25 protein-coding genes are annotated in these 26,408 nt (G+C 58.1%); 18 read left to right on the top strand and 7 right to left on the bottom strand.

The window, feature by feature from the left end; translation table 11 throughout:
• The first annotated feature begins 30 nt into the window (after positions 1-30).
• From A37O_RS15495 to A37O_RS0112235, 7 genes are all read left to right on the top strand, one after another.
• On the top strand, positions 31-1,053 hold the full coding sequence (locus A37O_RS15495; protein ID WP_169332163.1) for a serine hydrolase domain-containing protein: 1,023 nt from the start codon (positions 31-33) through the stop codon (positions 1,051-1,053).
• 7 nt (positions 1,054-1,060) lie between these two features.
• On the top strand, positions 1,061-2,527 hold the full coding sequence (locus A37O_RS0112260) for a phytoene desaturase family protein (protein WP_018297801.1): 1,467 nt from the start codon (positions 1,061-1,063) through the stop codon (positions 2,525-2,527).
• Between the two features lie 259 nt (positions 2,528-2,786).
• Positions 2,787-3,305, top strand: coding sequence for a 50S ribosomal protein L10 (gene rplJ / locus A37O_RS0112255; protein WP_018297800.1), 519 nt, complete (start codon positions 2,787-2,789; stop codon positions 3,303-3,305).
• A gap of 77 nt (positions 3,306-3,382) precedes the next feature.
• Positions 3,383-3,769: a 50S ribosomal protein L7/L12 gene (rplL, locus tag A37O_RS0112250; protein ID WP_018297799.1), complete on the top strand. Its 387-nt coding sequence runs from the start codon at positions 3,383-3,385 to the stop codon at positions 3,767-3,769.
• A 190-nt stretch (positions 3,770-3,959) separates the two neighbouring features.
• A complete protein-coding gene (gene pgfA, locus A37O_RS0112245) occupies positions 3,960-4,907 on the top strand; it encodes a cell envelope lipid trafficking protein PgfA (protein WP_018297798.1) in 948 nt (315 codons plus the stop codon).
• 420 nt (positions 4,908-5,327) lie between these two features.
• On the top strand, positions 5,328-8,822 hold the full coding sequence (rpoB, locus tag A37O_RS0112240; protein ID WP_018297797.1) for a DNA-directed RNA polymerase subunit beta: 3,495 nt from the start codon (positions 5,328-5,330) through the stop codon (positions 8,820-8,822).
• A 118-nt stretch (positions 8,823-8,940) separates the two neighbouring features.
• A complete protein-coding gene (locus A37O_RS0112235; protein WP_018297796.1) occupies positions 8,941-12,939 on the top strand; it encodes a DNA-directed RNA polymerase subunit beta' in 3,999 nt (1,332 codons plus the stop codon).
• Positions 12,940-13,040: 101 nt separating this feature from the next.
• Here A37O_RS0112235 and A37O_RS0112230 read toward each other — a convergent pair whose 3' ends face one another.
• Complete coding sequence (locus A37O_RS0112230; RefSeq protein ID WP_018297795.1) at positions 13,041-13,718, bottom strand: DUF1707 SHOCT-like domain-containing protein; 678 nt, start codon at positions 13,716-13,718, stop codon at positions 13,041-13,043.
• 316 nt (positions 13,719-14,034) lie between these two features.
• Here A37O_RS0112230 and rpsL point away from each other — a divergent pair, with 316 nt between their 5' ends.
• From rpsL to A37O_RS0112205, 5 genes are all read left to right on the top strand, one after another.
• The gene (gene rpsL / locus A37O_RS0112225; protein WP_018297794.1) at positions 14,035-14,406 is read left to right on the top strand and encodes a 30S ribosomal protein S12; all 372 of its coding nucleotides are present in this window, start codon (positions 14,035-14,037) and stop codon (positions 14,404-14,406) included.
• A gap of 3 nt (positions 14,407-14,409) precedes the next feature.
• Positions 14,410-14,877 (top strand): 30S ribosomal protein S7, encoded by a 468-nt coding sequence (gene rpsG, locus A37O_RS0112220; protein ID WP_018297793.1) that lies wholly within the window; start codon positions 14,410-14,412, stop codon positions 14,875-14,877.
• Positions 14,878-15,143: 266 nt separating this feature from the next.
• Entirely contained in the window at positions 15,144-17,267 is a 2,124-nt protein-coding gene (gene fusA / locus A37O_RS0112215; RefSeq protein WP_026196347.1) for an elongation factor G, read from the top strand.
• A gap of 408 nt (positions 17,268-17,675) precedes the next feature.
• Entirely contained in the window at positions 17,676-18,866 is a 1,191-nt protein-coding gene (gene tuf / locus A37O_RS0112210; protein ID WP_018297791.1) for an elongation factor Tu, read from the top strand.
• A gap of 100 nt (positions 18,867-18,966) precedes the next feature.
• Positions 18,967-19,665, top strand: a complete 699-nt coding sequence (locus A37O_RS0112205) for a hypothetical protein (protein ID WP_018297790.1) — start codon at positions 18,967-18,969, stop codon at positions 19,663-19,665.
• On the opposite strand, the gene A37O_RS0112200 is transcribed toward A37O_RS0112205, so the two are convergent.
• The 6 genes from A37O_RS0112200 to A37O_RS0112175 are packed head-to-tail and all read right to left on the bottom strand — an operon-like array spanning position 19,662 to position 22,556.
• Positions 19,662-20,216, bottom strand: coding sequence for an Asp23/Gls24 family envelope stress response protein (locus A37O_RS0112200; protein WP_018297789.1), 555 nt, complete (start codon positions 20,214-20,216; stop codon positions 19,662-19,664). The two genes, A37O_RS0112205 and A37O_RS0112200, sit on opposite strands and share 4 nt — an antisense overlap.
• Positions 20,216-20,773, bottom strand: a complete 558-nt coding sequence (locus tag A37O_RS0112195; protein ID WP_018297788.1) for an Asp23/Gls24 family envelope stress response protein — start codon at positions 20,771-20,773, stop codon at positions 20,216-20,218. The genes A37O_RS0112200 and A37O_RS0112195 overlap by 1 nt, the downstream gene beginning before the upstream one ends.
• Positions 20,770-21,552, bottom strand: coding sequence for an Asp23/Gls24 family envelope stress response protein (locus A37O_RS0112190; RefSeq protein ID WP_018297787.1), 783 nt, complete (start codon positions 21,550-21,552; stop codon positions 20,770-20,772). Before A37O_RS0112190 ends, A37O_RS0112195 begins: the two co-directional genes overlap by 4 nt.
• On the bottom strand, positions 21,552-21,755 hold the full coding sequence (locus A37O_RS0112185; RefSeq protein ID WP_018297786.1) for a hypothetical protein: 204 nt from the start codon (positions 21,753-21,755) through the stop codon (positions 21,552-21,554). Before A37O_RS0112185 ends, A37O_RS0112190 begins: the two co-directional genes overlap by 1 nt.
• Entirely contained in the window at positions 21,752-22,084 is a 333-nt protein-coding gene (locus A37O_RS0112180) for a hypothetical protein (protein ID WP_018297785.1), read from the bottom strand. Before A37O_RS0112180 ends, A37O_RS0112185 begins: the two co-directional genes overlap by 4 nt.
• A gap of 1 nt (position 22,085) precedes the next feature.
• A complete protein-coding gene (locus tag A37O_RS0112175) occupies positions 22,086-22,556 on the bottom strand; it encodes an Asp23/Gls24 family envelope stress response protein (protein ID WP_018297784.1) in 471 nt (156 codons plus the stop codon).
• 719 nt (positions 22,557-23,275) lie between these two features.
• Here A37O_RS0112175 and rpsJ point away from each other — a divergent pair.
• Genes rpsJ through rpsS form a run of 6 tightly spaced genes read left to right on the top strand, consistent with a single transcriptional unit; the run spans position 23,276 to position 26,405 of the window.
• Complete coding sequence (gene rpsJ, locus A37O_RS0112165; protein WP_018297782.1) at positions 23,276-23,581, top strand: 30S ribosomal protein S10; 306 nt, start codon at positions 23,276-23,278, stop codon at positions 23,579-23,581.
• Positions 23,582-23,620: 39 nt separating this feature from the next.
• Positions 23,621-24,277: a 50S ribosomal protein L3 gene (gene rplC / locus A37O_RS0112160; RefSeq protein WP_018297781.1), complete on the top strand. Its 657-nt coding sequence runs from the start codon at positions 23,621-23,623 to the stop codon at positions 24,275-24,277.
• Positions 24,274-24,936 carry a 50S ribosomal protein L4 gene (gene rplD / locus A37O_RS0112155; RefSeq protein ID WP_018297780.1) on the top strand — a complete coding sequence of 221 codons (663 nt, stop codon included), beginning with the start codon at positions 24,274-24,276 and terminating at the stop codon, positions 24,934-24,936. Before rplC ends, rplD begins: the two co-directional genes overlap by 4 nt.
• On the top strand, positions 24,936-25,241 hold the full coding sequence (gene rplW / locus A37O_RS0112150; protein WP_018297779.1) for a 50S ribosomal protein L23: 306 nt from the start codon (positions 24,936-24,938) through the stop codon (positions 25,239-25,241). Before rplD ends, rplW begins: the two co-directional genes overlap by 1 nt.
• 38 nt (positions 25,242-25,279) lie before the next feature.
• On the top strand, positions 25,280-26,113 hold the full coding sequence (gene rplB / locus A37O_RS0112145; RefSeq protein WP_018297778.1) for a 50S ribosomal protein L2: 834 nt from the start codon (positions 25,280-25,282) through the stop codon (positions 26,111-26,113).
• A 16-nt stretch (positions 26,114-26,129) separates the two neighbouring features.
• Positions 26,130-26,405, top strand: a complete 276-nt coding sequence (rpsS, locus tag A37O_RS0112140) for a 30S ribosomal protein S19 (RefSeq protein ID WP_018297777.1) — start codon at positions 26,130-26,132, stop codon at positions 26,403-26,405.
• Positions 26,406-26,408: the final 3 nt, after the last annotated feature.

The raw sequence follows: 26,408 nt of genomic DNA, 5'->3' as shown, positions 1-26,408 counted from the left end.
GAATTCCAAAAGTATGGAACCATGGGCTGCGTGAATTCACGAAGCCCACACATCCGTCGCACACTTCCCATCGCAGCAGGCGCGGCAGCAGTCCTGTTCGCGGGGTGGTATGTTGCGCAAAAAGCTCGCTTATCGACGACACCTACCGGCGATCCGACGATCTCGTCGTTCTTGGCAGAGAACGCGAAACTAGGCTTTCACAACTTGTCTGCCTTCGTGCTCCGCGACGACGAAGTCCGCTACGGCGGCCTCGGATCCGATGAAACTACCGAGTTCGAAATCGGCTCGATCACAAAGACCTTCAATGGCGAGCTGCTGGACCAGGCCGTCACGCGCCATGAACTGACCTATAAAACCACCGTCGGGGAGATCCTGGGGGAGCGTGCTGCGGACTCTGAGCTGAAAACCGTGACGGTCGACGAACTCGTGCGCCACACCTCTGGTTTACCCACTTTGCCGAATATGCCGCTGCACAGTGAACTTGCCGCACTCAAGTTACAAAACCCCTATGCCGGCATCACGGTCGACGATCTCATCTCCCAGGCACTGAGCACGCCTTTGAAGAACCGGGGAGAGATGGCTTACTCCAATTTGGGCCACGCACTGCTCGGTCAACTTGTGGCCATCAGAGCCGGGCTGAGCTATGCGGATCTCTTGCAGCGTGACATTCTCACTCCACTGGAAATGGACGACACTTATGTCGCCGCCACGGGCACAGTTAAGCCAGAGGCGCCGCGCGGTAAGAAGTGGTGGGGCGGATACTACGAGGCGTGGGAAATGGATGGCTACCAACCGGCCGGGGCAATTCGTTCCACACCAATCGATCTGGCAAAGTACGCACGAGCAATCGTCGATGAGCAAGAACCCAACGCGGCCTGGGTCCAGGAATCCGATGGCTCCTTCTGGCACAACGGCGGAACCTTTGGGTTCTCCAGCAAACTCATCGTCTATCCTGCCGAGCGCTTGGCCGTGTTCCTGGTGGGTGACACCCCGCGCTTTGTGGATCGACTAGCGAATCAGCTCGCTGCCGCAGCCCGAAGCGGGGACATCTAGCCACGCTATGACAGCGCAACCCCGAGCAAATATTGTCGGCGGCGGAGTCAACGGACTCACCGCCGCGGCGTTTCTTGCTCGTGCAGGGTGGGAAGTACACATCTTTGAGCGCGGTGCCCGGGTTGGGGGAGCGGCCACCTCTTCTCAGGAGGTCTTCGGCGCGGGAACCGTGGTCGACCTGGGGGCTGCCGGGCATCCCTTCGGTGTGGCCAGCCCGGCCTTCCGCGCCCTGGACTTAGAGGGGCACGGTCTGCGCTGGTTGCGCGCTCCCTATGAGATGGCACACCCGCTCGAGGGTGGGGAAGCAGCGCTTCTAGCTGGCAATTTAGCCGACACCGCGGAGCTGCTGGGCAGGGATTCCCGTGCGTGGACCAGGCTGCATCGCCCGGTTGTTGAGCACATTGACCAGCACCTGGACAATTTCCTCGGACCCATTTTACGCTGGCCCCGTCATCCGCGACGCATGGTGCAGTTCGGTTTGCCGGGCCTGGCTAGCGCCCGAGCTCTCGGGAAAGCTACGCTGGCCACAGAGCGGGCCCGCGCGCTTCTGGCGGGCAGCGCAGTCCACGCCATCGCCTCACCAGCGACCCCACTGACAGGAGCCTTCGGGCTGCTCTTCGGGGGCCTCGGCCAGACCCGCGGGTGGCCGGTGGCTGAGGGAGGGACGCAGGCAATCGTCGATAGTGTAGTGCGCGTGCTCGCACGCTACGGTGCGCAACTACATACCGGGGTAGAGGTGAGCGATCTGCGCGAGCTGCCCGCCGCGGAGGCGACGGTGCTGAACCTGACGCCGCGCCAAATTCTGGACTTACAGGGTGTCGACCTGCCACCCGCGAAGACACGGCAGCTAAAGCGCTGGAGATATGGACCCGCGACGTACAAGGTGGACTTCCTACTGAAGGAGCCCGTGCCATGGGCTGACGCGAAGGTGGGGCAAGCAGGCACCGTGCACCTGGGAGGCAGCGTCGATGAGATCGTGCACGCCGAAGACGAGGTGAAGGCCGGCCGGATGCCTGAGCGGCCCTTCGTGATGGCGTGCCAGCAATACGTCGCCGACCCCTCCCGCGGGCTCACGTTGTGGACCTATGCGCACGTGCCGCATGGCTTTGTCGAGGCATATCCGGGGCACGTGAGAGAGGCAGTAATTAAGCAGATTGAGCGCTTTGCGCCAGGGTTTCGCGACGTCATTAAGGCCACGCATGAGACGGCTCCGGCCCAGCTCGAAGCATGGAACCCGAACCTTATCGGTGGAGATATCGCAGGTGGCGCGATGGTGGGTAAACAAGTACTCATGCGGCCCGGTATCGCGCTTAGACCGCACCGCATCAAAGCGGGGTTGTACCTGGCCAGCAGCTCAAGCCCGCCCGGGGCCGGGGTGCACGGCATGCCCGGGTACTGGGCGGCTCGTGCCGCGATTCAGGAGCACGAAAGTGGGGCGGGAGCATTCGTCGCAAAGCGGCGATTTGGTCTTTAGCATGAGCTCTTGCTATTATCACTGCTGAAAGTTGAACGGTATGAAAATGCCGTGCTCAAGTTTCACCGAAGACCGTCGGTTATCTCCCTTGGTGGAGATCGAAGGACTTCCTTAAATGGGAGCAGCCTACGCAGGAGAAACGCGGCAAACACATTTATGGTGTGCCTCGTGCTTCTGCACGGGGCATTTTTTGTTGGAAACAACAAAGGTGCTCCGGCGGATCAAAACCAATGAAGCATTTGGAAGGAGGCGTGTGAAGATGGCAAACCCGAAGAACACTGCAGAGCTTGCAGCACTGAAGGAGAAGTTTGAGGACGCTAGCTCCGTTGTACTCACCGAGTACCGCGGACTGACCGTCGCTCAGCTCCAGGAGCTGCGTGGCCAGCTTGGCTTCGATGTCGAACTCCACGTCGCCAAGAACACCCTCGTGAAGATCGCTGCTAACGAGCAGGGCATCGAGGGTCTCGATGATCTTCTGGTCGGCCCAACCGCTGTTGCCTTTATTAAGGGCGAGGCTGTTGACGCTGCCAAGACCATGAAGAAGTTCGCCAAGGATAACGATGCATTCGTTCTCAAGGGCGGCTACATGGACGGTAACGCTCTGAGCGCTGACGATGTCAACGCTATCGCAGAGATGGACAACCGCGAGACCACTCTTGCCAAGATCGCTGGCGCATTCCAGGGTTCCTTGGCCAAGGCAGCCGGCCTGTTCCAGGCTCCAGCATCCAAGACCGCACGTCTGGTTGCTGCCCTGCAGGACAAGCAAGAAGCTGCTTAAAACAAGTTTTAAAACAACACCACATACTTATTTCAGGCCCCATCGAAAAAGCGGCCTGATACAGAAAGGAAGCCATCATGGCTAAGCTCACCAAGGACGAGCTCATTGAGCAGTTCAAGGAAATGACCCTCATCGAGCTCTCTGAGTTCCTGAAGGAATTCGAAGAGGTCTTCGACGTAACCGCTGCTGCTCCAGTTGCAGTTGCTGCTGCAGGCGCACCAGCTGGCGAGGCTGCTGCTGCTGAAGAGAAGACCGAGTTCGACGTTGTTCTCGAGTCCGCTGGCGACAAGAAGATCGGCGTCATCAAGGCTGTCCGCGAAGTTGTTTCCGGCCTGGGCCTGAAGGACGCAAAGGAAATGGTTGAGGCCGCACCTAAGGCTATCCTCGAGGGCGCATCCAAGGATGACGCTGAGGCAGCTAAGGCTAAGCTCGAAGAGGCTGGCGCAACCGTTACCCTGAAGTAATTTCACTTCTGGCGTAATGCTCGAGTAATTACTTGAGCAAAAACTGAAGTCTTCACACACTTCATTTAAAACCCCCACGACCTGCATGGCGTGGGGGTTTACTTATGCCTTCATGAAGGTTGCCTGAAAGTTCTAGGCGCCGCCGAGCCGGAATCTTGGACTCGCAGGAGCGTCTTGTAGACTGCTCCCTATGCTTCCTAAGTCCCGAATCCTGTCTGCCCTACTCGTCGGCCTCGGTGTCGCGTTGATGGTGGCAGGATTCGCCGCACCCCGCTTTTTGCTGGGCGACGGAAGGCTGCCCCTGGACTTAGAGAACACCACCTACACGCTTCACGACGAGAATGCCTCCGTCGAAGGCGAAGCACAGCCCGTCACCCGCCAGCTCCACATGGAGATCCAGAACCCGGCCACCGATGAGATGGCCTCCCTGCGCGTGGGCGATTCCCTCTTCCGCGGGGCAGAAGGGGACAAGCTCGAGGATCTGATCACGGCGCAGACCTGGTCCTGGCAGGTGGACCGCAAGTCCGGCGACGCCCTCACCCCGGCGACTGTCTCCTCGGTGATGATTATGCCTACCGAAGAAATCGACATGGAAGGCCCGTGGCTCAAGCTCCCCGTGAACGCGGAGGCAGAAACCATCGAGTTATTCGATCCCATCCTGCGCGATACGGCTGAAGTGCAGCTCGTCGGCAACGAACAGATCGACGGACGTCAGGTGGATAGCTACACCCAGCAGGTCGAGCCAACCAACCTCGCGCGCGAGTACGCCGCGATGAACAATACAAAGACGCTTCACGACGAAGAGGGCAACGCCTCCACCTCCTATCTGCATTACGCGGTGGAGCGCACCTTGCAGGTCGACCATGTCAGCGGACTCGTCATCGGGATCGACGAAGACGTGGACCTGTATTACGCCGATGCCTCCGGTGAGCGCGCGGAAGACTACGTCACGTATTCCGCTGCCACCCAAGATAACGCTGCTAAGCTGGGGCAGCTCACAGGCATCGTCTCCCAGGAAACCTCGCGCACGATCACCATTATCGTGATTACGGTCGGTGCCATCATTGCCTTGGTTGGGTTGATCGGTGCGCTGCGCCCCGAGTCCCGCAGGTTTAAGTCCCGGGCCCGCGCCAAGTAGCCCGGCACGGCGATCACCTGCAATTACCTCTGGTCAAAGTGCTGAACACCGGTTCGCTTCCTATGGGTTTGGCAGTGTTGTTGCAGGTTTTTTAGAATTTGGTGCTAGAGTCCCTTCCAACGTCTCCAAACACCGCTTGGATCGAGATGGGGTCCAGCGAGTGAGAACCGAGACGTACCGCGCCGGATTACGCAAATTGGTCTTTACAAAACAAGAAGAATGTTTTAAGATAGGTCGTTGCGCTGGAAGCTGTCTCTGGTGTAGTGCAAACCTTGCTCACTTTGATTTGAAAAAGTCGACTTGACAAGGTGATTTTGTGCTATCTGGGGACAATACTTCCACAGCAGACCGAATGCTAATTTATCCAGCGGAATTCCTTAAAAGTTGTAAAGCCAGAACAATTTTTGGGACCCGCGTGAGGTGCTGGAAGGACCCATCTTGGCAGTCTCCCGCCAGACCAAGTCAGTGGCCGAAATCCCCGGAGCTCCGACTCGGTACTCGTTCGCGAAAATCAGCGAGCCTGTAGCCGTCCCTGGACTCCTTGACGTACAGTCCGAATCCTTTTCGTGGCTTGTTGGTAAGCCTGAGTGGCGCGAACGCCAGCAAGAGTTGCGTGGACCTGATGCCCGCATCACGAGCGGCCTTGAGGACATTCTCGAAGAGCTTTCCCCGATCCAGGATTACTCGGGCAACATGTCTCTCTCTTTGTCAGAGCCATATTTTGAGCCGCAAAAATACACCATCGATGAGTGTAAAGACAAAGACATCGATTACACGGCTCCTCTGTATGTGACTGCAGAGTTTATCAACAACGACACCCAGGAGATCAAGTCCCAGACGGTGTTCATCGGCGACTTCCCGCAGATGACCGACAAGGGTACTTTCATCGTCAACGGCACCGAGCGTGTCGTTGTCTCCCAGCTGGTGCGTTCCCCAGGTGTGTATTTCGACGAGACCATCGACAAGTCCACCGAGCGTCCCCTGCACGCAGTGAAGGTCATTCCTTCCCGCGGTGCATGGTTGGAGTTCGACGTGGACAAGCGCGATACCGTCGGCGTGCGCATCGACCGTAAGCGTCGTCAGCCTGTCACCGTGCTGTTGAAGGCACTGGGCTGGACCGACGCGCAGATCCGCGAGCGCTTCGGCTTCTCCGAGATCATGATGTCCACCCTCGAGTCCGACGGTGTGGCAAACACCGACGAAGCACTCCTGGAGATCTACCGCAAGCAGCGCCCAGGCGAGCAGCCTACCCGCGATCTTGCTCAGTCTTTGCTGGAGAACTCCTTCTTCCGCGCAAAGCGCTACGACCTGGCAAAGGTGGGCCGCTACAAGGTCAACCGCAAGCTGGGCTTGGGCGGCGACCATGATGGTCTGCTCACCCTGACTGAGGAAGATATTGCTACCTCGCTCGAGTACCTGGTGCGTCTGCACAACGGTGAGAAGGAAATGACCTCGCCTACCGGTGAGATTATCCCCATCAACACCGACGACATTGACCACTTCGGCAACCGTCGTCTGCGTACCGTTGGCGAACTGATTCAGAACCAGGTTCGCGTTGGTCTGTCCCGTATGGAGCGTGTTGTGCGTGAGCGCATGACCACCCAGGATGCGGAATCGATCACGCCTACCTCCCTGATCAACGTTCGCCCAGTGTCTGCTGCGATCCGTGAGTTCTTCGGAACCTCCCAGCTCTCGCAGTTCATGGACCAGAACAACTCCCTGTCTGGCCTCACACACAAGCGTCGTCTTTCGGCTCTGGGCCCAGGCGGCCTGTCCCGTGAGCGCGCCGGCATTGAGGTCCGAGACGTTCACCCATCTCACTACGGCCGTATGTGCCCAATTGAGACTCCGGAAGGCCCGAACATTGGCCTGATCGGTGCGCTGTCGTCGTACGCTCGCGTGAACGCTTTCGGCTTCATCGAGACCCCGTACCAGAAGGTCGTCGATGGCAAGCTCACCGGCGAGGTCCAGTACCTGACCGCAGATGAGGAAGATCGTTACTCCATCGCTCAGGCGTCGACGAAGATGGATGCCGAAGGCAACATCATCGACGAACGCATCGAGGTCCGCATCAAAGACGGCGATATCGCTGTCACCGATGCACAGGGCGTTGATTACCTGGATATTTCCCCTCGCCAGATGGTTTCCGTTGCTACTGCGATGATTCCATTCCTCGAGCACGACGATGCTAACCGTGCCTTGATGGGTGCCAACATGCAGAAGCAGGCTGTGCCACTTCTGCGTCCAGAGGCTCCTTTCGTGGCTACCGGTATGGAGCAGCGCGCTGCATACGACGCGGGCGACATGGTGATCACCCCGAAGGCTGGTGTTGTTGAGAACGTCTCCGGTGACTTGATCACCATCATGGATGACGAAGGTCAGCGCGACAGCTACCTGCTGCGCACCTACGAGCGCACCAACCAGGGCACCAGCTACAACCAGACCCCACTGGTGAACATGGGCGAGCGCGTTGAGGCTGGCCAGGTCATCGCTGATGGTCCAGGTACCAAGAACGGTGAAATGTCCCTCGGTCGTAACCTGCTCGTGGCATTCATGCCATGGGAAGGTCACAACTACGAGGATGCAATCATCCTGAACCAGCGCGTTGTCGAAGAGGACATCTTGACCTCCGTGCACATCGAAGAGCACGAGATCGATGCCCGCGACACCAAGCTCGGTGCGGAAGAAATCACCCGCGAGATCCCGAACGTGTCCGAAGACGTGCTCAAGGACCTCGACGAGCGCGGCATCATCCGCATTGGCGCTGATGTCCGCGACGGCGACATCCTCGTTGGTAAGGTCACCCCGAAGGGCGAGACCGAGCTGACTCCAGAAGAGCGCCTGCTGCGCGCTATCTTCGGCGAGAAGGCACGCGAAGTCCGCGACACCTCCCTGAAGGTGCCACATGGTGAGACCGGCAAGGTCATCGCTGTGCGCCACTTCTCCCGAGAGGACGACGACGATCTGAGCCCAGGTGTCAACGAGAAGATTCGCGTCTACGTTGCACAGAAGCGCAAGATCCAGGACGGCGACAAGATGGCTGGCCGCCACGGCAACAAGGGTGTTGTGGGCAAGATCCTTCCTCAGGAAGATATGCCATTCATGGCTGACGGCACCCCAGTGGACATCATGCTGAACACCCACGGTGTTCCTCGTCGTATGAATATTGGCCAGGTCCTCGAGGTTCACCTCGGTTGGCTGGCGAAGGCCGGCTGGACCGTCAACCCTGACGATCCTGCTAATGCTGAGCTGCTGGAGACCCTGCCTGAGGCGCTGTACGACGTCCCAGCGGATTCCCTGACTGCAACGCCTGTATTCGACGGCGCGACCAACGAGGAAATCGCAGGTCTGCTGGCGAACTCCAAGCCAAACCGTGACGGCGACGTCATGGTGGACGGCGACGGCAAGACCCGCCTCTTCGACGGCCGCTCCGGCGAACCGTTCAAGTACCCAGTCGCAGTCGGCTACATGTACATGCTGAAGCTGCACCACCTGGTCGACGAGAAGATTCACGCTCGTTCCACCGGTCCTTACTCCATGATTACCCAGCAGCCACTGGGTGGTAAGGCACAGTTCGGTGGCCAGCGCTTCGGTGAGATGGAGGTGTGGGCAATGCAGGCTTACGGCGCTGCCTACACCCTGCAGGAGCTGCTCACGATTAAGTCGGATGACGTTGTCGGCCGCGTGAAGGTCTACGAGGCCATTGTCAAGGGTGACAACATCCCTGATCCAGGCATCCCTGAGTCCTTCAAGGTCCTCCTCAAGGAGCTGCAGTCGCTGTGCCTCAACGTTGAGGTGCTCTCTACCGACGGCACTCCAATGGAGCTCGACGGTGACGACGACGATGATCACGCAGGTTCCTCGCTGGGCATTAACCTGTCCCGCGACGAGGGTGCTTCCGCGGATACCGCATAACTGCCAGGCACGGGAGTCGTCGATAAGCGATATCGCTTGACGACGATTCACCGGCGCAACACGACTCTGAAATAATCCAACATCAATCCTCCCGTTCGGGAGGTGAAAGGGTATTTACGTGTTCGACGTAAACCTCTTTGACGAGCTCCGCATCGGCCTGGCCACTGCCGACGACATCCGCCGTTGGTCCCATGGCGAGGTAAAGAAGCCGGAGACCATTAACTACCGTACGCTCAAGCCAGAGAAGGACGGCCTGTTCTGCGAGCGTATTTTCGGCCCAACCCGTGACTGGGAGTGTGCTTGTGGCAAGTACAAGCGCGTCCGTTACAAGGGCATCATCTGTGAGCGCTGTGGCGTTGAGGTGACCAAGTCCAAGGTGCGTCGTGAGCGCATGGGCCACATCGAGCTCGCTGCTCCTGTGACTCACATCTGGTACTTCAAGGGTGTTCCTTCCCGCCTCGGCTACCTGTTGGACCTGGCTCCAAAGGACCTTGAGCGCATCATCTACTTTGCTGCGAACATCATCACCTCGGTTGATACCGAGGCACGTCACGCAGACATGTCCACTCTGGAAGCAGAAATGCTGCTGGAGAAGAAGGACGTAGAGGCTGACACCAACGCACAGATCGCTGAGCGCGCCCAGAAGCTCGAGGAAGACCTCGCAGCTCTGGAGGCTGAAGGTGCCAAGGCTGACGTCCGCAACAAGGTCCAAAAGGCCGCGGACAAGGACATGCAGCACCTGCGCGAGGGTGGCGAGCGTGAGGTCGACCGTCTCGACGAGATCTGGCAGACCTTCGTCAAGCTTGCTCCAAAGCAGATGATCATTGATGAGAACCTCTACGAGGAACTCCAGGACCGCTACGAGGACTACTTCACCGGCGGCATGGGTGCAGAAGCACTCCAGACCCTGATCCGCAACTTTGATCTGGATGCGGAAGCTGAAGAGCTGCGCACCATTATCAATGAGGGCAAGGGCCAGAAGAAGACCCGTGCTCTGAAGCGACTCAAGGTTGTCGCTGCATTCCAGCGCTCCGGCAATGACCCAGTGGGCATGATTCTGGATGCGATCCCAGTGATCCCACCAGAGCTGCGCCCAATGGTGCAGCTCGACGGTGGCCGTTTCGCTACCGCCGACTTGAACGACCTCTACCGCCGTGTGATCAACCGCAACAACCGCCTCAAGCGCATGATCGAACTGGGGGCACCAGAGATCATCGTGAACAACGAGAAGCGCATGCTGCAGGAATCCGTCGACGCACTCTTCGACAACGGTCGTCGTGGTCGCCCTGTCACCGGTCCTGGTAACCGTCCTTTGAAGTCCCTGTCTGACTTGCTCAAGGGCAAGCAGGGTCGTTTCCGTCAGAACCTGCTGGGTAAGCGCGTGGACTACTCCGGTCGTTCCGTGATTATCGTTGGTCCTCAACTCAAGCTCCACGAATGTGGTCTGCCGAAGCTGATGGCTCTTGAGCTGTTCAAGCCATTCGTGATGAAGCGCCTGGTGGACAACGACTACGCGCAGAACATCAAGTCTGCAAAGCGCATGGTTGAGCGTCAGCGCCCTGAGGTGTGGGACGTTCTGGAAGAAGCGATTTCCGAGCACCCAGTGCTTTTGAACCGCGCACCAACCCTGCACCGTCTGGGTATCCAGGCGTTCGAGCCGAAGCTTGTCGAGGGTAAGGCTATCCAGCTGCACCCATTGGCATGTGAAGCTTTCAACGCTGACTTCGACGGCGACCAGATGGCAGTTCACCTGCCACTGTCCGCCGAGGCTCAGGCCGAGGCTCGCATCCTGATGCTGTCCTCGAACAACATTCTTTCGCCTGCATCCGGCAAGCCACTGGCTATGCCACGTCTGGACATGGTCACCGGTCTGTACTTCCTGACCATGGACAAGGGACCTGACGAGATTGGTGGCGAAGGCCGCTTCCAGCCAGCAGACGAGAACGGCCCGGCACGCGGCGTGTACTCCTCCTACGCTGAGGCAATCATGGCCCGCGACCGCGGTGTTCTTGGCCTGCAGGCACCAATCGAGGTGCGCATCGATCACCTGCGTCCAACGCTGGAGATCGAAGCAGAGCAGTTCCCTGACGGTTGGGAGAAGGGTCAGTCCTGGACTGCCCACACCACCCTGGGTCGCATCATGTTCAATGAGCTTCTGCCTTATAACTTCCCTTACCAGGAAGGCGCCATGGTCCGTAAGGGCGGTGGCTCCGGCAAGATCCTGCTGGGCGACATCATCTCCGCCATGGTGGAGAAGTACCCAATGATCACCGTGGCTCAGACTCTGGACAAGATGAAGGACTCCGGTTTCTACTGGGCAACCCGCTCTGGTGTGACCATCTCCATGGCTGACGTTTTGGTCCTGCCTAACAAGACTGAGATTCTTGAGCAGTACGAGAAGGAAGCCGAAGAGATCGAGCGCAAGTTCTGGGAGAAGGGTGCTCTGACCGAGGAGAACCGCTACGACCGTCTCGTTGAGCTGTGGCAGGACGCCACCAACAAGGTGGGTCAGGCCGTGGAGGACCTCTACCCAGACGACAACCCAATTCCAATGATCGTGAAGTCCGGTGCTGCCGGTAACATGCGCCAGATCTGGACCCTGGCAGGTATGAAGGGCATGGTTGTGAACTCGCGCGGCGAGTACATCACCCGTCCAATCAAGACCTCCTTCCGTGAAGGCCTGTCGGTCTTGGAGTACTTCAACAACTCCCACGGTTCCCGTAAGGGCCTGGCCGATACCGCTCTGCGTACCGCTGACTCCGGCTACCTGACCCGTCGTCTCGTCGACGTCGCTCAGGACGTCATTGTCCGCGAGGACGACTGTGGAACCCGCCAGGGTGTGCGCGTGCCAATCGCCGAGCAGGTGGGCGACAAGTTCGTGCGCCACGAGCTCGTGGAGACCACCGTTTCCGGCCGCGTTCTCGCATCCGACCTGAAGGACGCTGAGGGCAATGTCCTCTTCGAGGCAGGCACCGACCTGACCGAGGATCGCATTGACGCAATCGTCGAAGCTGGTATCACCGATGTCAAGGTTCGCTCGGTACTGACCTGCCAGACCCCAACCGGTGTCTGCGCTAAGTGCTACGGCAAGTCCATGGCATCCGGCCAGCTCGTCGATATCGGCGAGGCAGTCGGCATCGTTGCTGCACAGTCGATTGGTGAGCCTGGTACCCAGCTGACCATGCGTACCTTCCACCAGGGTGGTGTCGGTGGCGATATTACCGGCGGCCTGCCACGTGTTCAGGAGCTGTTCGAGGCACGTGTGCCAAAGAACCGCGCACCGATCGCGTCCACGGCTGGTACCGTATCGCTTTCCGACGAGGGCAACTTCTGGACCCTGACTATCACTCCAGATGATGGCTCCGATGATGTCGTGTACGAGAAGCTCTCGAAGCGCCAGGGCCTTGCCCAGGTGCGTCGTCCGATGGAGTCGAACCCGAACGCGATGATCGAGCGCTCCCTGCGCGCCGGCGACCACGTCGAACTGGGCGATCGTCTGCTTCGCGGTGCTGCCGATCCGCACGATGTGCTTGAGGTGCTTGGTCGCCGTGGTGTGGAGAAGCACCTGATCGACGAAGTTCAGGCCGTCTACCGTGCCCAGGGTGTGTCTATCCACGATAAGCACATCGAGATCATCATCCGTCAGATGCTGCGTCGCGGTACCGTCATCAACGCTGGTACCACCGACTACTTGCCAGGTACCCTGGCTGATCTCTCCGAGGCAAAGCAGGTGAACTCCGCAGCAGTTGCTGACGGCGGTGAGCCAGCTGAGCTGCGCTCCGAGATCATGGGTATTACTAAGGCATCGTTGGCTACCGAGTCGTGGCTGTCGGCTGCATCGTTCCAGGAGACCACTCGTGTTCTCACCGACGCTGCAATCAACAAGCGCTCTGACCAGCTCATCGGCCTGAAGGAGAACGTGATCATCGGTAAGCTGATCCCAGCTGGTACCGGTATCTCGCGTTACCGAAACATCTCCGTCAAGCCGACTGAGGCTGCAAGCTCGGTTGCTTACTCTGTTCCAAGCTTCGGCGATTCGATCTACGGCGACGATGGCTACGGTGAATTCACCGGCGCTTCCGTCCCACTGGACGAATACGGCTTCGATCAGCTCTAGGAAGCAGGCCTCTGGCTAATACGGTCTGCTGAATACGCTTGCGGCCCCGCACCCTCACGAGAGGGAGCGGGGCCGCAAGCGTTTGTCTTGGTGGGGTGGTGCTACTTGTCTAGTTCTTCCTGGATGTCTATATCCAGTGGGGCGCGGACCACATCGACGGCGCCCATAAAGCCCAGCCCCACGATGCGCACGGCCGGGGCATCAGCCGGCAGGGCGCTGACCGGGATGGAGACGTTCTCGTCGTCCCGGATCACGAAGGCACCTATGAAGCCATGGCCCTCTGAGAGTACGCGTACGTTTTCGGGGACAATGATCTGGATGCCGCCCATGACAGCCCAGGCGCTAATGGTGATCTCTTGGGCGGCGAAGCGGGCCTCGCGGAGGTCAACGTAATTGCCGCCCATCAGCGCGATAGAGACGTGGTTGCGGGCGACGAGCCAGTCGCCGGACAAACTAGTCGCGCCCAGTAAGCCGAGTGAACGCTTGGTTCCCCCGTCAGAAGGCGCGACATGTGCGGCCTTGGGTATGAAGACCTCGCGGCTCCGGGGGCGTTCCGGCACGTTGAAGCTCGGGCGCGTGTTGGGATCAATGAGGTCGATGACTATGGCATCCAGCTCATCGCGGTAGGTGGTGGCCCAAGCTTGCTTCGAGCGGTCGTCGAATTCTTGATAGTTCAATTGGCCGTTGGACATCGCCTCGGACAAAATATCGGCAACGTTTTGGCGTTCATCGTCGGTGGCGCGTTTGCGTGGGAGGTGTGGTTCGGCAGCCTCAGTCATACATCCGACTTTACCTTCCACAGCGATAGGTTGACGCACGCAAATATACCGAGCAGATCCTGGTAAAAACAACCGAAGAATTTGAGGGATTTTTAGATTAAGGACCCCGTGTAGTAACGTTGCACGGGTATCCCACGTCTCGATGGTGGGACCCAATTTTGCCCAGTAGGCCAGCGAGAGCGGCTGACTGGCTTTCACCTGTTTTGAGACAGATGAGAAATTGGGAATCGGAGCTTGAAAGTACAACCCAAGCTTTTCAATTTAATCGGTCGGTTTTCCCGGCCGGAAACCGATCAGATAGATAGAAAGACGGTTCATGCCAACTATTCAGCAGCTGGTCCGCAAGGGCCGCCACGACAAGAGCCGCAAGGTTGCAACTGCAGCTTTGAAGGGTTCCCCACAGCGTCGTGGCGTGTGCACCCGCGTGTACACCACCACTCCTAAGAAGCCTAACTCCGCTCTGCGTAAGGTTGCCCGTGTGCGCCTTACCTCCGGCATCGAGGTTTCCGCATACATCCCAGGTGAGGGCCACAACCTCCAGGAGCACTCCATGGTGCTCGTTCGTGGTGGTCGTGTGAAGGACCTTCCTGGTGTTCGTTACAAGATTATCCGCGGCGCACTGGATACCCAGGGCGTTAAGGACCGTAAGCAGGCTCGTTCCCGCTACGGCGCAAAGAAGGGACAGTAATCAATGCGTAAGAATGCTGCTCCAAAGCGTCCTATCGTTAAGGACCCCGTATACCAGTCCGAACTGGTTACCCAGCTCGTAAACAAGGTTCTGCAGGATGGCAAGAAGTCCACCGCAGAGCGCATCGTCTATGGCGCACTCGAGAAGTGCCGCGAAAAGACCGGCACCGACCCGGTGGGTACCCTGGAAAAGGCACTCGGCAACATCCGCCCAGACCTCGAGGTTCGCTCCCGCCGTGTTGGTGGCGCAACCTACCAGGTTCCTGTTGAGGTTCGCCCAGGCCGTTCCAACACCCTCGCACTGCGTTGGATGGTCATGTTCACTCGCCAGCGTCGCGAGAACACCATGATCGACCGTCTCGCAAACGAGATTCTCGATGCTTCCAACGGCCTTGGCGCTTCCGTCAAGCGTCGCGAGGACATGCACAAGATGGCAGAAGCCAACCGTGCATTCGCTCACTACCGCTGGTAATTCAGCTGTATCGATGACGAACTACATGAGCCCGACCGACCGGCAACTAGCACCTTCGTGAATTGAATATCATTTCACAAAGCGCGCCTAGATTACTGGGCGATCGGGCTCTTGTGTACTGGGAATATGGTAAGAGATCTCTCTTTACCCCCGCTCATACTGCCAATGAGGATAAATAGTGGCAGAATTGATCGAGAACTATCCACTTTCGGCGTCCGCTGGTGACCATCCACGACGTCCACGACTACTTAAGTTGGGGTAAGACTGTGGCACAAGAAGTGCTTAAGGACCTACACAAGGTCCGCAACATCGGCATCATGGCTCACATCGATGCCGGTAAGACCACCACGACCGAGCGTATCCTGTTTTACACGGGCATCAACCGTAAGGTGGGCGAGACCCACGACGGTGGCGCTACGACTGACTGGATGGAGCAGGAGCAGGAGCGCGGTATCACCATTACCTCCGCTGCTGTGACCTGTTTCTGGAACAACAACCAGATCAACATCATCGACACCCCGGGCCACGTTGACTTCACCGTTGAGGTTGAGCGTTCCCTGCGCGTCCTCGACGGTGCAGTTGCTGTCTTCGACGGCAAGGAAGGCGTGGAGCCACAGTCCGAGCAGGTGTGGCGTCAGGCTGCAAAGTACGACGTTCCACGTATCTGCTTCGTGAACAAGATGGATAAGCTCGGTGCAGACTTCTACTACACCGTTGGAACCATTGAAGACCGTCTTGGTGCAAAGCCACTCGTTATGCAGCTGCCAATCGGTGCCGAAGATGACTTCGACGGCGTTGTTGACCTGCTTGAGATGAAGGCTCTGACCTGGCGCGGCAAGGTCGAGGTCGGTGCAGAAGCAACTGTTGAGGAAATCCCAGCAGACCTGCAGGAGCGCGCTGCAGAGTACCGCGAGAAGCTCGTCGAGACCGTTGCAGAGTCTGACGAAGCACTCATGGAAAAGTACTTCGGTGGCGAGGAGATCTCCCTCGAGGAGCTGAAGGCAGCTATCCGCAAGATGGTCGTTAACTCTGAGATCTACCCTGTCTACTGTGGTACCGCATACCGCAACAAGGGTATCCAGCCACTGCTCGACGCAGTCGTTGACTTCCTGCCTAACCCACTGGACATCGGCGAAGTTCACGGCGTTGCAATGAACGACGAGACCCAGGAACTGACCCGTAAGCCTTCCATCGAAGAGCCTTTCTCCGCACTTGCATTCAAGATCGCTGTGCACCCATTCTTCGGTAAGCTCACCTACGTTCGCGTGTACTCCGGCCAGGCACACCCAGGCGAGCAGATGCTCAACTCCACCAAGAACTCCAAGGAGCGCGTTGGTAAGTTGTTCCAAATGCACGCCAACAAGGAGAACCCTGTTGAGCACGCAGACGCTGGTAACATCTACGCCTTCATCGGCCTGAAGAACACCACCACCGGTGACACCCTGTGTGACCCTGCAAACCCAATCATCCTTGAGTCCATGGACTTCCCGGATCCAGTTATCCAGGTTGCTATTGAGCCAAAGACCAAGGCTGACCAGGAGAAGCTCGGCGTTGCTATTCAGAAGCTTGCTGAAGAGGACCCAACCTTCACCGTTCACCTGGACGACGAGTCCGGCCAGACCGTTATCGGCGGCATGGGCGAGCTCCACTTGGACGTCCTGGTTGACCGCATGAAGCGCGAGTTCAAGGTCGAGGCAAACATTGGTTCGCCTCAGGTTGCTTACCGCGAGACCATTCGCAAGAAGGTCGAGAGCCTGGACTACACCCACAAGAAGCAGACCGGTGGTTCTGGTCAGTTCGCAAAGGTTGTCGTCACCATCGAGCCTTACAACCCAGATCCAGAGACTCTGGAAGAGGGTGAGTCCGCAACTTACAAGTTCGAGAACGCCGTCACCGGTGGTCGCGTCCCACGTGAGTACATTCCTTCCGTGGATGCTGGTATCCAGGATGCAATGCAGTACGGCTACCTCGCTGGCTACCCACTGGTCAACATCAAGGCAACGCTGGAAGACGGCGCTTACCACGACGTTGACTCCTCGGAAATGGCCTTCAAGATGGCTGGTTCCCAGGTTCTGAAGGAAGCTATGGCTAAGGCAAAGCCAGTCCTTCTCGAGCCACTGATGGCCGTCGAGGTTGTTACTCCTGAGGAGTACATGGGCGACGTCATCGGCGACCTGAACTCCCGTCGTGGCCAGGTTGGCGCAATGGAAGACCGTTCCGGCGCTAAGGTCGTCAAGGCTACTGTGCCACTGTCCGAAATGTTCGGCTACGTGGGCGACCTGCGTTCCCGTACCCAGGGCCGCGCTAACTACAGCATGGTCTTCGACTCCTACGGTGAAGTTCCGTCGAGCGTCTCCCAGGAGATCATCGACGAGCGCAACGGCAACTAGTCGGAGCTGATTGCACCGCCTGCTTATGCGGGCGGTAAAATCAAGGGGATTGTTGTTCGCTGGATACAAACTGCTTGAAGCTATGCCAGTGGCTTTAAGAAGGTGATCAACATTACCCGCCCTGGCGGCGTAGCGGTCGGGCTGAAACACCACCCCGTTTGATGTGGTGTTTGAGCCGGCCGTTACCCTCTAGGTTGGTTCGGTTTCCGGATCGGCCGATATCACAACCGCTCACAAGGTGGCTGTGGTTTGAAAAACGGCCTTGAGAAATCTAGGATCATGTAACTGGCACATTGTGAAATGGCTGTAGTTGGTTCGCCCTCAAACCATAAGGGCGTGCTGGCAAGGCATCTGTAAACCCCGTGGCTGCGAGAGTCGTAGTCACAATGAAGTCCAGGAGGACATACAGTGGCAAAGGCTAAGTTCGAGCGTACAAAGCCGCACGTTAACATCGGTACCATTGGTCACGTTGACCACGGTAAGACCACCACCACCGCGGCAATCACCAAGGTTCTTGCTGACAAGTACCCTGATGAGAACGAAGCATTCGCTTTCGACGCGATCGATAAGGCTCCTGAGGAGCGCGAGCGTGGTATTACCATCAACATCTCCCACGTGGAGTACAACACCCCTAAGCGCCACTACGCACACGTTGACGCTCCAGGCCACGCCGACTACATCAAGAACATGATCACCGGTGCTGCTCAGATGGACGGCGCTATCCTTGTTGTTGCTGCAACCGACGGCCCTATGCCACAGACCCGTGAGCACGTGCTGCTGGCTCGCCAGGTTGGCGTTCCTTACATCCTCGTTGCACTGAACAAGTGCGACATGGTTGACGATGAGGAAATCATCGAGCTCGTTGAGATGGAGGTGCGTGAGCTGCTCGCAGAGCAGGATTACGACGAAGAGGCTCCAATCATCCAGATCTCCGCTCTGAAGGCTCTTGAGGGCGAAGAGAAGTGGGTTGACTCCATCGTTGAGCTCATGCAGGCTTGTGATGATTCCATCCCAGACCCAGTTCGCGAGACCGACCGCGACTTCCTGATGCCAGTCGAGGACATCTTCACCATTTCCGGCCGCGGTACCGTTGTTACCGGCCGTGTTGAGCGTGGCGTCCTGAAGCTGAACGACGACGTCGAGATCATCGGCATCAAGGAAAAGCCAGTCACCACCACCGTCACCTCCATCGAGATGTTCAACAAGCTTCTCGACACCGCTGAGGCTGGCGACAACGCTGCACTGCTGCTCCGCGGCGTGAAGCGCGAGGACGTTGAGCGTGGCCAGGTCATCATCAAGCCAGGCGCTTACACCCCTCACACCAAGTTCGAGGGCTCCGTCTACGTCCTGTCCAAGGACGAGGGCGGCCGCCACACCCCATTCTTCGACAACTACCGTCCTCAGTTCTACTTCCGTACCACTGACGTGACCGGCGTTGTGAAGCTGCCAGAGGGCACCGAGATGGTTATGCCAGGCGACAACGTTGACATGAGCGTCGAGCTCATCCAGCCAGTTGCTATGGACGAGGGCCTGCGCTTCGCTATCCGCGAGGGCTCCCGTACCGTTGGTGCAGGCCGCGTTACCAAGATCATTGAGTGATCCAACTAGCGCGCTAGCTTGCTAGCACCTCTTAATCGCCGTCTTCCCGGTTCACCCCGGGGAGGCGGCGATTTTGCGTCTCCAGATAGAATTTCACCTTATGGAAGACCCCACACGCATCCCCCGCGTACTCGAACAGTTGCGTCGCACCTGGGAGGGCCAACCAGAACTCCCGCTAGCAACACTCTTCGGCGTGCTGGCCAATCGCGGCGTGGGGTGGGGGACCACAGACGAAGAGCTGATCAAGATGCTTGACGACGAGCATCTGCTCCACCCGGCAAGCCTCCCGCTCAGCAGTACAGGCACCTCCGAGGGCACCTTCTTAGTCACCACCGTGGAACCCGCCATGTCAATTACAGTTGCGCCTGAGCACGTCGTCGTTCGGGCAGCGCGCAGCAGGAAAAGCCAACCTGCGTTGTGGGCCTATGAGAAACTCCGTCCCACAGGACCTGGGCGACCTCTAGTGATTACCGACCTCGAAGGCATTGACCACCGCTACGGTGTAGTCAGCCTGATCACCAGGCTGGATGTGGGCGAGGCACCCGGCCTGCACGGCCTCGAGCGAGCCGACATCAGCAATGCGATGTGGCTGGTGCATTTCCGTGACGGCACCCGCATGATTATCGGGCACACACTTGGTGTGTGGGAATCCAGCCAGCGCGAGGTGCACTACTCGTCGTTAAGCTGGTCTCGTATTGTCTCTTGTACTCCGGGCGAGGAGTTCGCGTATCTGCCCGCCAGCGGCGGGGGACATCGACCCCTGGGTGTCGTGGACTCAGTGGTTTTGATCGAGCTTTAAGGATCGACACGGTTGAGGTGAAGTTTGTAGACGGTGTCGATGTCGAGATCCTCCACGGCATCACGAAAGTCCGCCTCAACGTTTTCGATGAGATGGACGAGCATGCGCAGATCCGCGTGCGGGTCCGCATGCACGGTAAAAGTGATGGTCGGGCGCTGCTTGACCATGGACACGCTGGAATCAACGCCAGTGACCGGCTCTGACTCCTTCATGTGATCGCCGATGGCACCAGCCAAGCGGCCGATGTGCAGCGTCGTCTTTCCGGTTTCCTCGTCACCTGTATCTCGGCGGGAAAAACCCCGCCCGCGCAGGTTCGTCGCCAGCATTGAACCGCCGACCACTACGAGGACGAAAGCGATGATGCCCAGGGCCCAGACGTACCACGACTGTTGGTGCAACTGGAGGACCGGCTGGAAGTCGAGAGATCGGAGCCACGGGCTGACATACGGGATTTCGAAGTAGAACCCAACGGGAATCAAGCCTCCGACGACAAGCAACAAACCCGCAATCAGCGCTGCGAGACGGTCAAAGAACGAAAGTTTGTGAGTCATCAGAACTCCTTCGCGGCGGGAGGAAGAACTGTCACTTTGACCTTGGGTGTGGGGTCGAGCAACGTCAGTTCAGGACGCAGAGCATCCTTAATGGTCTCTTCGCTCAGTGACTCGGCTTCATCGCTGCCCACTTCGACGCTGAGACGCTTACGATCAGCGCGAGAGCGCACATCATCGGAGCCGAACTCCTGCTGCATCGTGGCGGTGGACTTGCGCGCGATGTCTACGGGCCGCATCCAAATCGACGCCGTGGACGAGACTTTCACATGGGTGTGCATTCTAGGGCGCAGAGCGGCAATAATCACCCACAACCCGACCAGTGCAATGAGGATGCCGATGGCCGCGCCACCAAGCGTGATGTTGTAGCCCTCGAGGAAAGTAAGTGGTGCTACCAGCCAGCCGTCGGCGGGATTTTGTCCGTCCACCAAGACCCAGACATCGCGGATCATTATGCCTGCCAGCACGAGGAGAACCACGCCTATGACCAAGGTGAGGGAGCGAGCTCGCGGGTGCGCCCGCGGTTCCTGACCATAGCCTGGTTGTTTGTCGGCGCTCATTGGGTTCCTCCAAACGGGTGAATCGTGATGGGTTTCAAACTGATCGGCTGCGGCGCGCTAATCCTTCGTGGTGCCTGAAAAGGAACCACTGAGACTTTCCGCTCTGGAAATTCAGGAGCAGAGACCTGCCTCAGTGGCTGCATTGGAGCGACAGTGATCTGGTTCAGACCCTGTGGCTCCACAGGCGGGGGAGTGGTAACTCTCATGGGCGGGGGTGTGCTGACCGGCCGAAGCTGGATCCGTTCGACCGTGTCCAAAAATCCGTCAGTCTGAACTGGGATCCGGGGAGGGCATTCGACATGTGAGATGGCCTCATTCCGATTGACGGTAATCGGAGCTAGCGCAGCCCGTCGCTGCACAATGGGGTACTCGACGTGGAAGGTCGGCAAAATAATGCTTCGGGCATCGATGCCGGTTTGGTGCCAGCGCAGGTCTTCTCGGGTCACGCGTGGACCAGTCGCGTCGGAGACAAACGAAGCGATGGTCACGTTGATCCGTGCAACCTTAAAGCTCGTAAACGATTCCACCCGAGCTGCGATGGACTCCCGAATTTCCTGCACCACGGCCCGGGCAGGAGAGGGGAAGGCAATAGCTAACTCGGCATCGAAGTGCACCGCATGCGCCTGACGATCAATCGTCGCAACGAAACGGGGCAGGCTACGACCGGCGAGACCCGCCAACTTTGCATCCTGCTTCACCGCTCCGGGGACAGAGTTGGTGGCTACAGTGGCGATCTTTTCAAATACTCGCTCACTGATCTTGAAGGGCTGAGACGACATTAACTGCGACCTTTACCCGACAAGGTACTGATCGCCTCAGCGAGATCTAGCTTCCCATCAAGCTGAGCTCCCACGATGCCACCGATTGCGCCGAAGAGCAGGACCCACAAGGGTCCGGCCCATCCGCCGAGAATGATGGAGAAGGCGATGACTACACCGATCACGATGCCCGCGAGCATCTTGTTTTCAACAAGGTTCTTCATTTCCCAGCTTCCTTTGCGCCGTCCACCGCATCGGCAATAATGACATCTACTGTTTCCATTCCCGTGGCACGTTGTACGGCAGAGCGCACGTCAAGGGCAAGCTCATGCAGGTTTGGGCGAGCCGACGCATCGATCACCAAGTGGATCTCAATCCCGTCGACGCGATCGATCTGACCGTGATGGATGGGCTTAATCCCAATGATGCGCTCACCCGGCAGGAGCAAGGCTGCCTCGCCGTATTTTCCGGGGTGGAGGTCTGCAACACCGGCAACACTCAGCGCGGCCAAGCGGGCGGCGTGGCCGACCGCGGAAGAAACAGTTTCTGGCATGTTATTGCTCTACGGCCTTGGAGGCTTCGTCTCTATTGTCGTCGAGATTAGGCACATGCACGTCGTGGACCGTGATGTCTACCTTGTCCACGATCAAACCGGTCATCCGGGTAATCGCAGTGGTGATATTTTCGCGGATCGCGTTGGCGAGCTCGTGGATGGCTACACCATATTCCGCAATGACAGCCACACCCACCGAGGCATGGCCCTCAGAAACCTCGACGGACACACCTTGCTGGATATTGCTCGACGAAGTCAGCGATTCGCGAATGGCACCCACCATGCGGGCCGCTCCGCCACCGAGCTGATACACGCCGGATACTTCACGAGCCGCAATGCCAGCGACCTTACCGACAACGGTGTCCTCAATAATGGTGGTGCCGTGGTCCGTTTCCAGATTCTCGTTACGTGGGCGGGGAGTGGACTCTGGCGCGGTTTGCTGTCCAGCAGAAGCGTTATCAGGAGTTGTCATGATGAACCTTTCAGACGAGCATTTCTTATGAAGTTCGTCTCAGTTAAGCAAGTTTTGTTGGGGATTTCGGGCAGTGAGACGCCAAGCGAACGCCAAGAAAGGCCTGTAAAGAATGGCCATCGCCACATAAAGTCCGATATGGCCCACTCTACCGAAATGGGCGAGAGTGCAAACGTTAACTTTGTTCAGTATCTATTTGCCTTTTGCCCTCACCTCGTGTTTTAATACTCAAGTTGCTTTAACACAGCGTCTGACCTGCTGGGAATACTCCTGGTAAACGTTCGGCGCTGCTGGTGAGGCGAACATGACACCTTTGCACAGGCGATCGTCGTAAAGCGAAAACCTGACGAAGGCCCCGCGATCGGGTACAGGCCTTTTGGCACTTCCGAGAACAGGGACCGGAGAAGGGGCATGGCAAATAAACAGCGGCAGTACGTAAGGCACACGCTTATCCCGTATATGGGGGTATACGTCCCTTCCGAGTCTGACATCCTCAGAGCACTCGCTTCGCGACGAGCTCTTAGGCGGCAGCACTGAACAGAACGCTCTTATTTGTTGCGTCTGTTTATCTACTGGATCTTGTCATGGCAGTCATCAAGTAAAAGACACTGGCGTTTATGCCGTGGCCTAGCCCGGACAACGTTATAGAGAAATCGAGAAGCTAACACCCCACCGCTTCACCAAAGGTGGAATGTGGGGGATGCGAGGAAGAGGAAAGCGTGGCGGGACAAAAAATCCGCATTCGGCTCAAGGCCTACGACCACGAAGCGATCGACGCATCTGCGAAGAAGATCGTCGAGACGGTTACCCGCACGGGTGCCCGCGTCGTTGGACCAGTGCCGTTGCCAACCGAAAAGAACGTCTGGGCTGTTATTCGTTCTCCACACAAATACAAGGACTCTCGCGAGCACTTCGAGATGCGCACTCACAAGCGTCTGATCGACATCCTCGACCCAACGCCAAAGACCGTTGACGCTCTCATGCGCATCGATCTTCCGGCTAGCGTCGACGTGAACATTCAGTAATCGCAGATCCCCGAAGACTTTTGTAGCGGAGAACAAACAATGAACAACACAGAGATCAAGGGCATTCTGGGCAAAAAGCTCGGCATGACCCAGGTCTTCGACGAGGAGAACCGGGTTATCCCAGTTACCGTCGTCGAAGCTGGGCCATGTGTGGTTACCCAGATTCGCACCACCGAAACCGATGGCTACAACGCCATCCAGATTGCTTACGGTGAGATCGATCCCCGTAAGGCAAACAAGCCAGAGGCTGGCCACTTCAAGAAGGCCGGCGTTACCCCTCGTCGCTACGTAGCGGAACTTCGCATGGACGATGTTTCCGGCTACGAGCTGGGCCAGGAATTCACCGTTGATATCTTCGAAGGCGAGACCTTCGTTGACGTCACCGGTACCACCAAGGGCCACGGCTACGCAGGTGCTATGAAGCGCCACGGCTTCGCAGGTCAGGGGGCCGCTCACGGTAACCAGGCTGCGCACCGTCGCGTTGGTTCGATTGGCCAGTCGGCCACCCCGGGCCGCGTTTTCAAGGGCACCCGCATGGCAGGACGCATGGGTAACAACCGCGTTACCACGCAGAACCTGAAGATCCAGAAGATCGACGGCGAGTCCAACCTGATCCTCATCAAGGGTGCAATCCCTGGTGCTAAGGGCAGCGTTGTCACCGTCAAGACCGCAGTGAAGGGCGGTGCTCACGCATGACCAACCTGACACTAGATGTCCAGACCGCTGATGGTAAGACCAACGGCACTGTTGAGCTTCCAGCCGACCTTTTTGACCGTGAGGCTTCTATCCCACTGATGCACCAGGTTGTCAATGCACAGCTTGCTGCAGCACGTCAGGGTACCCACAAGGTCAAGACCCGTGCTGAGGTTCGTGGCGGTGGCCGTAAGCCATTCCGCCAGAAGGGAACCGGTCGCGCTCGTCAGGGCTCGATCCGTGCACCTCACTACACCGGCGGTGGTATTTCCCACGGCCCAGTGCCACGCGATTACTCGCAGCGCACCCCTAAGAAAATGATCAAGGCAGCTTTGGCTGGCGCTCTGACCGACCGCGCACGCAACGCACGTATCCACGTCGTTGAGGAGCTCGTTCCAGGCCAGGACCCATCCACCAAGGCAGCTCGCGCTTTCATCGAGCGGTTGACCGATCGCAAGTCGGTTCTGCTCGTCGTAGGCCGCGAGGACTTGAACGCACGTCGCAGCGCTAATAACCTGCCTCACGTTCATATCCTCGAGCCAGCTCAGCTGAACACCTACGACGTCCTGAACTCCGACGATGTTGTGTTCTCTGTCGAGGCGCTGCACACCTTCACCAACCGCAACGCTGCTGAGGCAGTAGAAGCGCAGGAGGAGAACTAATGGCTAACACCTCGAACGCTCGCGAAATCATCATCGCGCCGGTCCTCTCTGAGAAGACCTACTCGCTGATGGAGCAGAACACGTACACGTTCTTCGTGGACCGTGATGCAAACAAGACCCAGATCAAGATTGCCGTGGAAGAGATTTTCGGCGTCAAGGTTGCTTCCGTGAACACCGTTAACCGTGAGGGCAAGCGCAAGCGCTCCCGCACCGGTTTCGGTAAGCGTAAGGACACCAAGCGCGCATACGTAACTCTCCGCGATGGCAGCGACTCCATCGACGTATTCGGCGGCTCGGTCGCTTAAGACCGTCCACCTGAAGACTTCGAAGACAAGGAACAATTATGGCTATTCGTAAGTACAAGCCGACAACTCCGGGTCGCCGCGCCAGCTCCGTTTCCGAGTTCAGCGAGATCACTCGCTCTACTCCGGAAAAGAACCTGCTGGCTCCGCTCCCGAAAAAGGGTGGTCGTAACTCTCACGGCCACATCACCACCCGTCACCGCGGTGGTGGACACAAGCGCCGTTACCGCGTTATCGACTTCCGTCGTAACGACAAGGACGGCGTGCTGGCAAAGGTCGCTCACATCGAGTACGACCCAAACCGCACCGCAAACATTGCACTGCTGCACTACTACGACGGTGAAAAGCGCTACATCATTGCGCCAAAGAACCTGAAGCAGGGCATGGTTCTCGAGTCGGGCCCGAACGCAGACATCAAGGTTGGCAACAACCTTCCACTGCGCAACATCCCAACCGGTACCACCATCCACTCCGTGGAGCTCAAGCCAGGCGCAGGCGCTAAGCTTGCTCGCTCCGCTGGTGCTTCCATCCAGCTGCTCGGTAAGGAAGGCTCCTACGCTGTTCTGCGTATGCCTTCTTCCGAAATCCGTCGCGTGGACATTCGTTGCCGCGCAACTGTTGGTGAGGTCGGCAACGCTGACCAGATCAACATCCGCTGGGGTAAGGCCGGCCGTATGCGCTGGAAGGGCTGGCGCCCAACGGTCCGCGGTGTTGTCATGAACCCTGTGGATCACCCACACGGTGGTGGTGAAGGTAAGACTTCCGGTGGTCGTCACCCTGTGTCCCCTTGGGGCCAGAAGGAAGGCCGTACCCGTAACCCGAACCGTTATTCCAACAACATGATCGTGCGACGTCGTCGTGCGAACAAGCGCTAAGAGGAGGTAAACAGACATGCCACGCAGCCTAAAGAAGGGCCCGTTCGTCGATGAGCACCTCCTCAACAAGGTAGACGCTCAAAACGAGAAGGGCACCAAGCAGGTCATCAAGACCTGGTCTCGCCGTTCCACCATTCTTCCTGATTTCATTGGCCACACTTTCGCCGTCCACGACGGTCGTAAGCACGTCCCAGTGTTCATCGATGAAGCAATGGTTGGCCACAAGCTCGGTGAGTTTGCACCTACCAAGACCTTTAAGGGTCACATCAAGGACCAGAAGGGACGTCGATAAGCG

It is taken from the genome of Corynebacterium lubricantis DSM 45231, from assembly GCF_000379425.1.
Classification (GTDB): Bacteria; Actinomycetota; Actinomycetes; order Mycobacteriales; family Mycobacteriaceae; genus Corynebacterium; species Corynebacterium lubricantis.
Note: the sequence above shows the minus strand (reverse complement) of the source record. Positions and strands in the feature narration are given on the sequence as shown.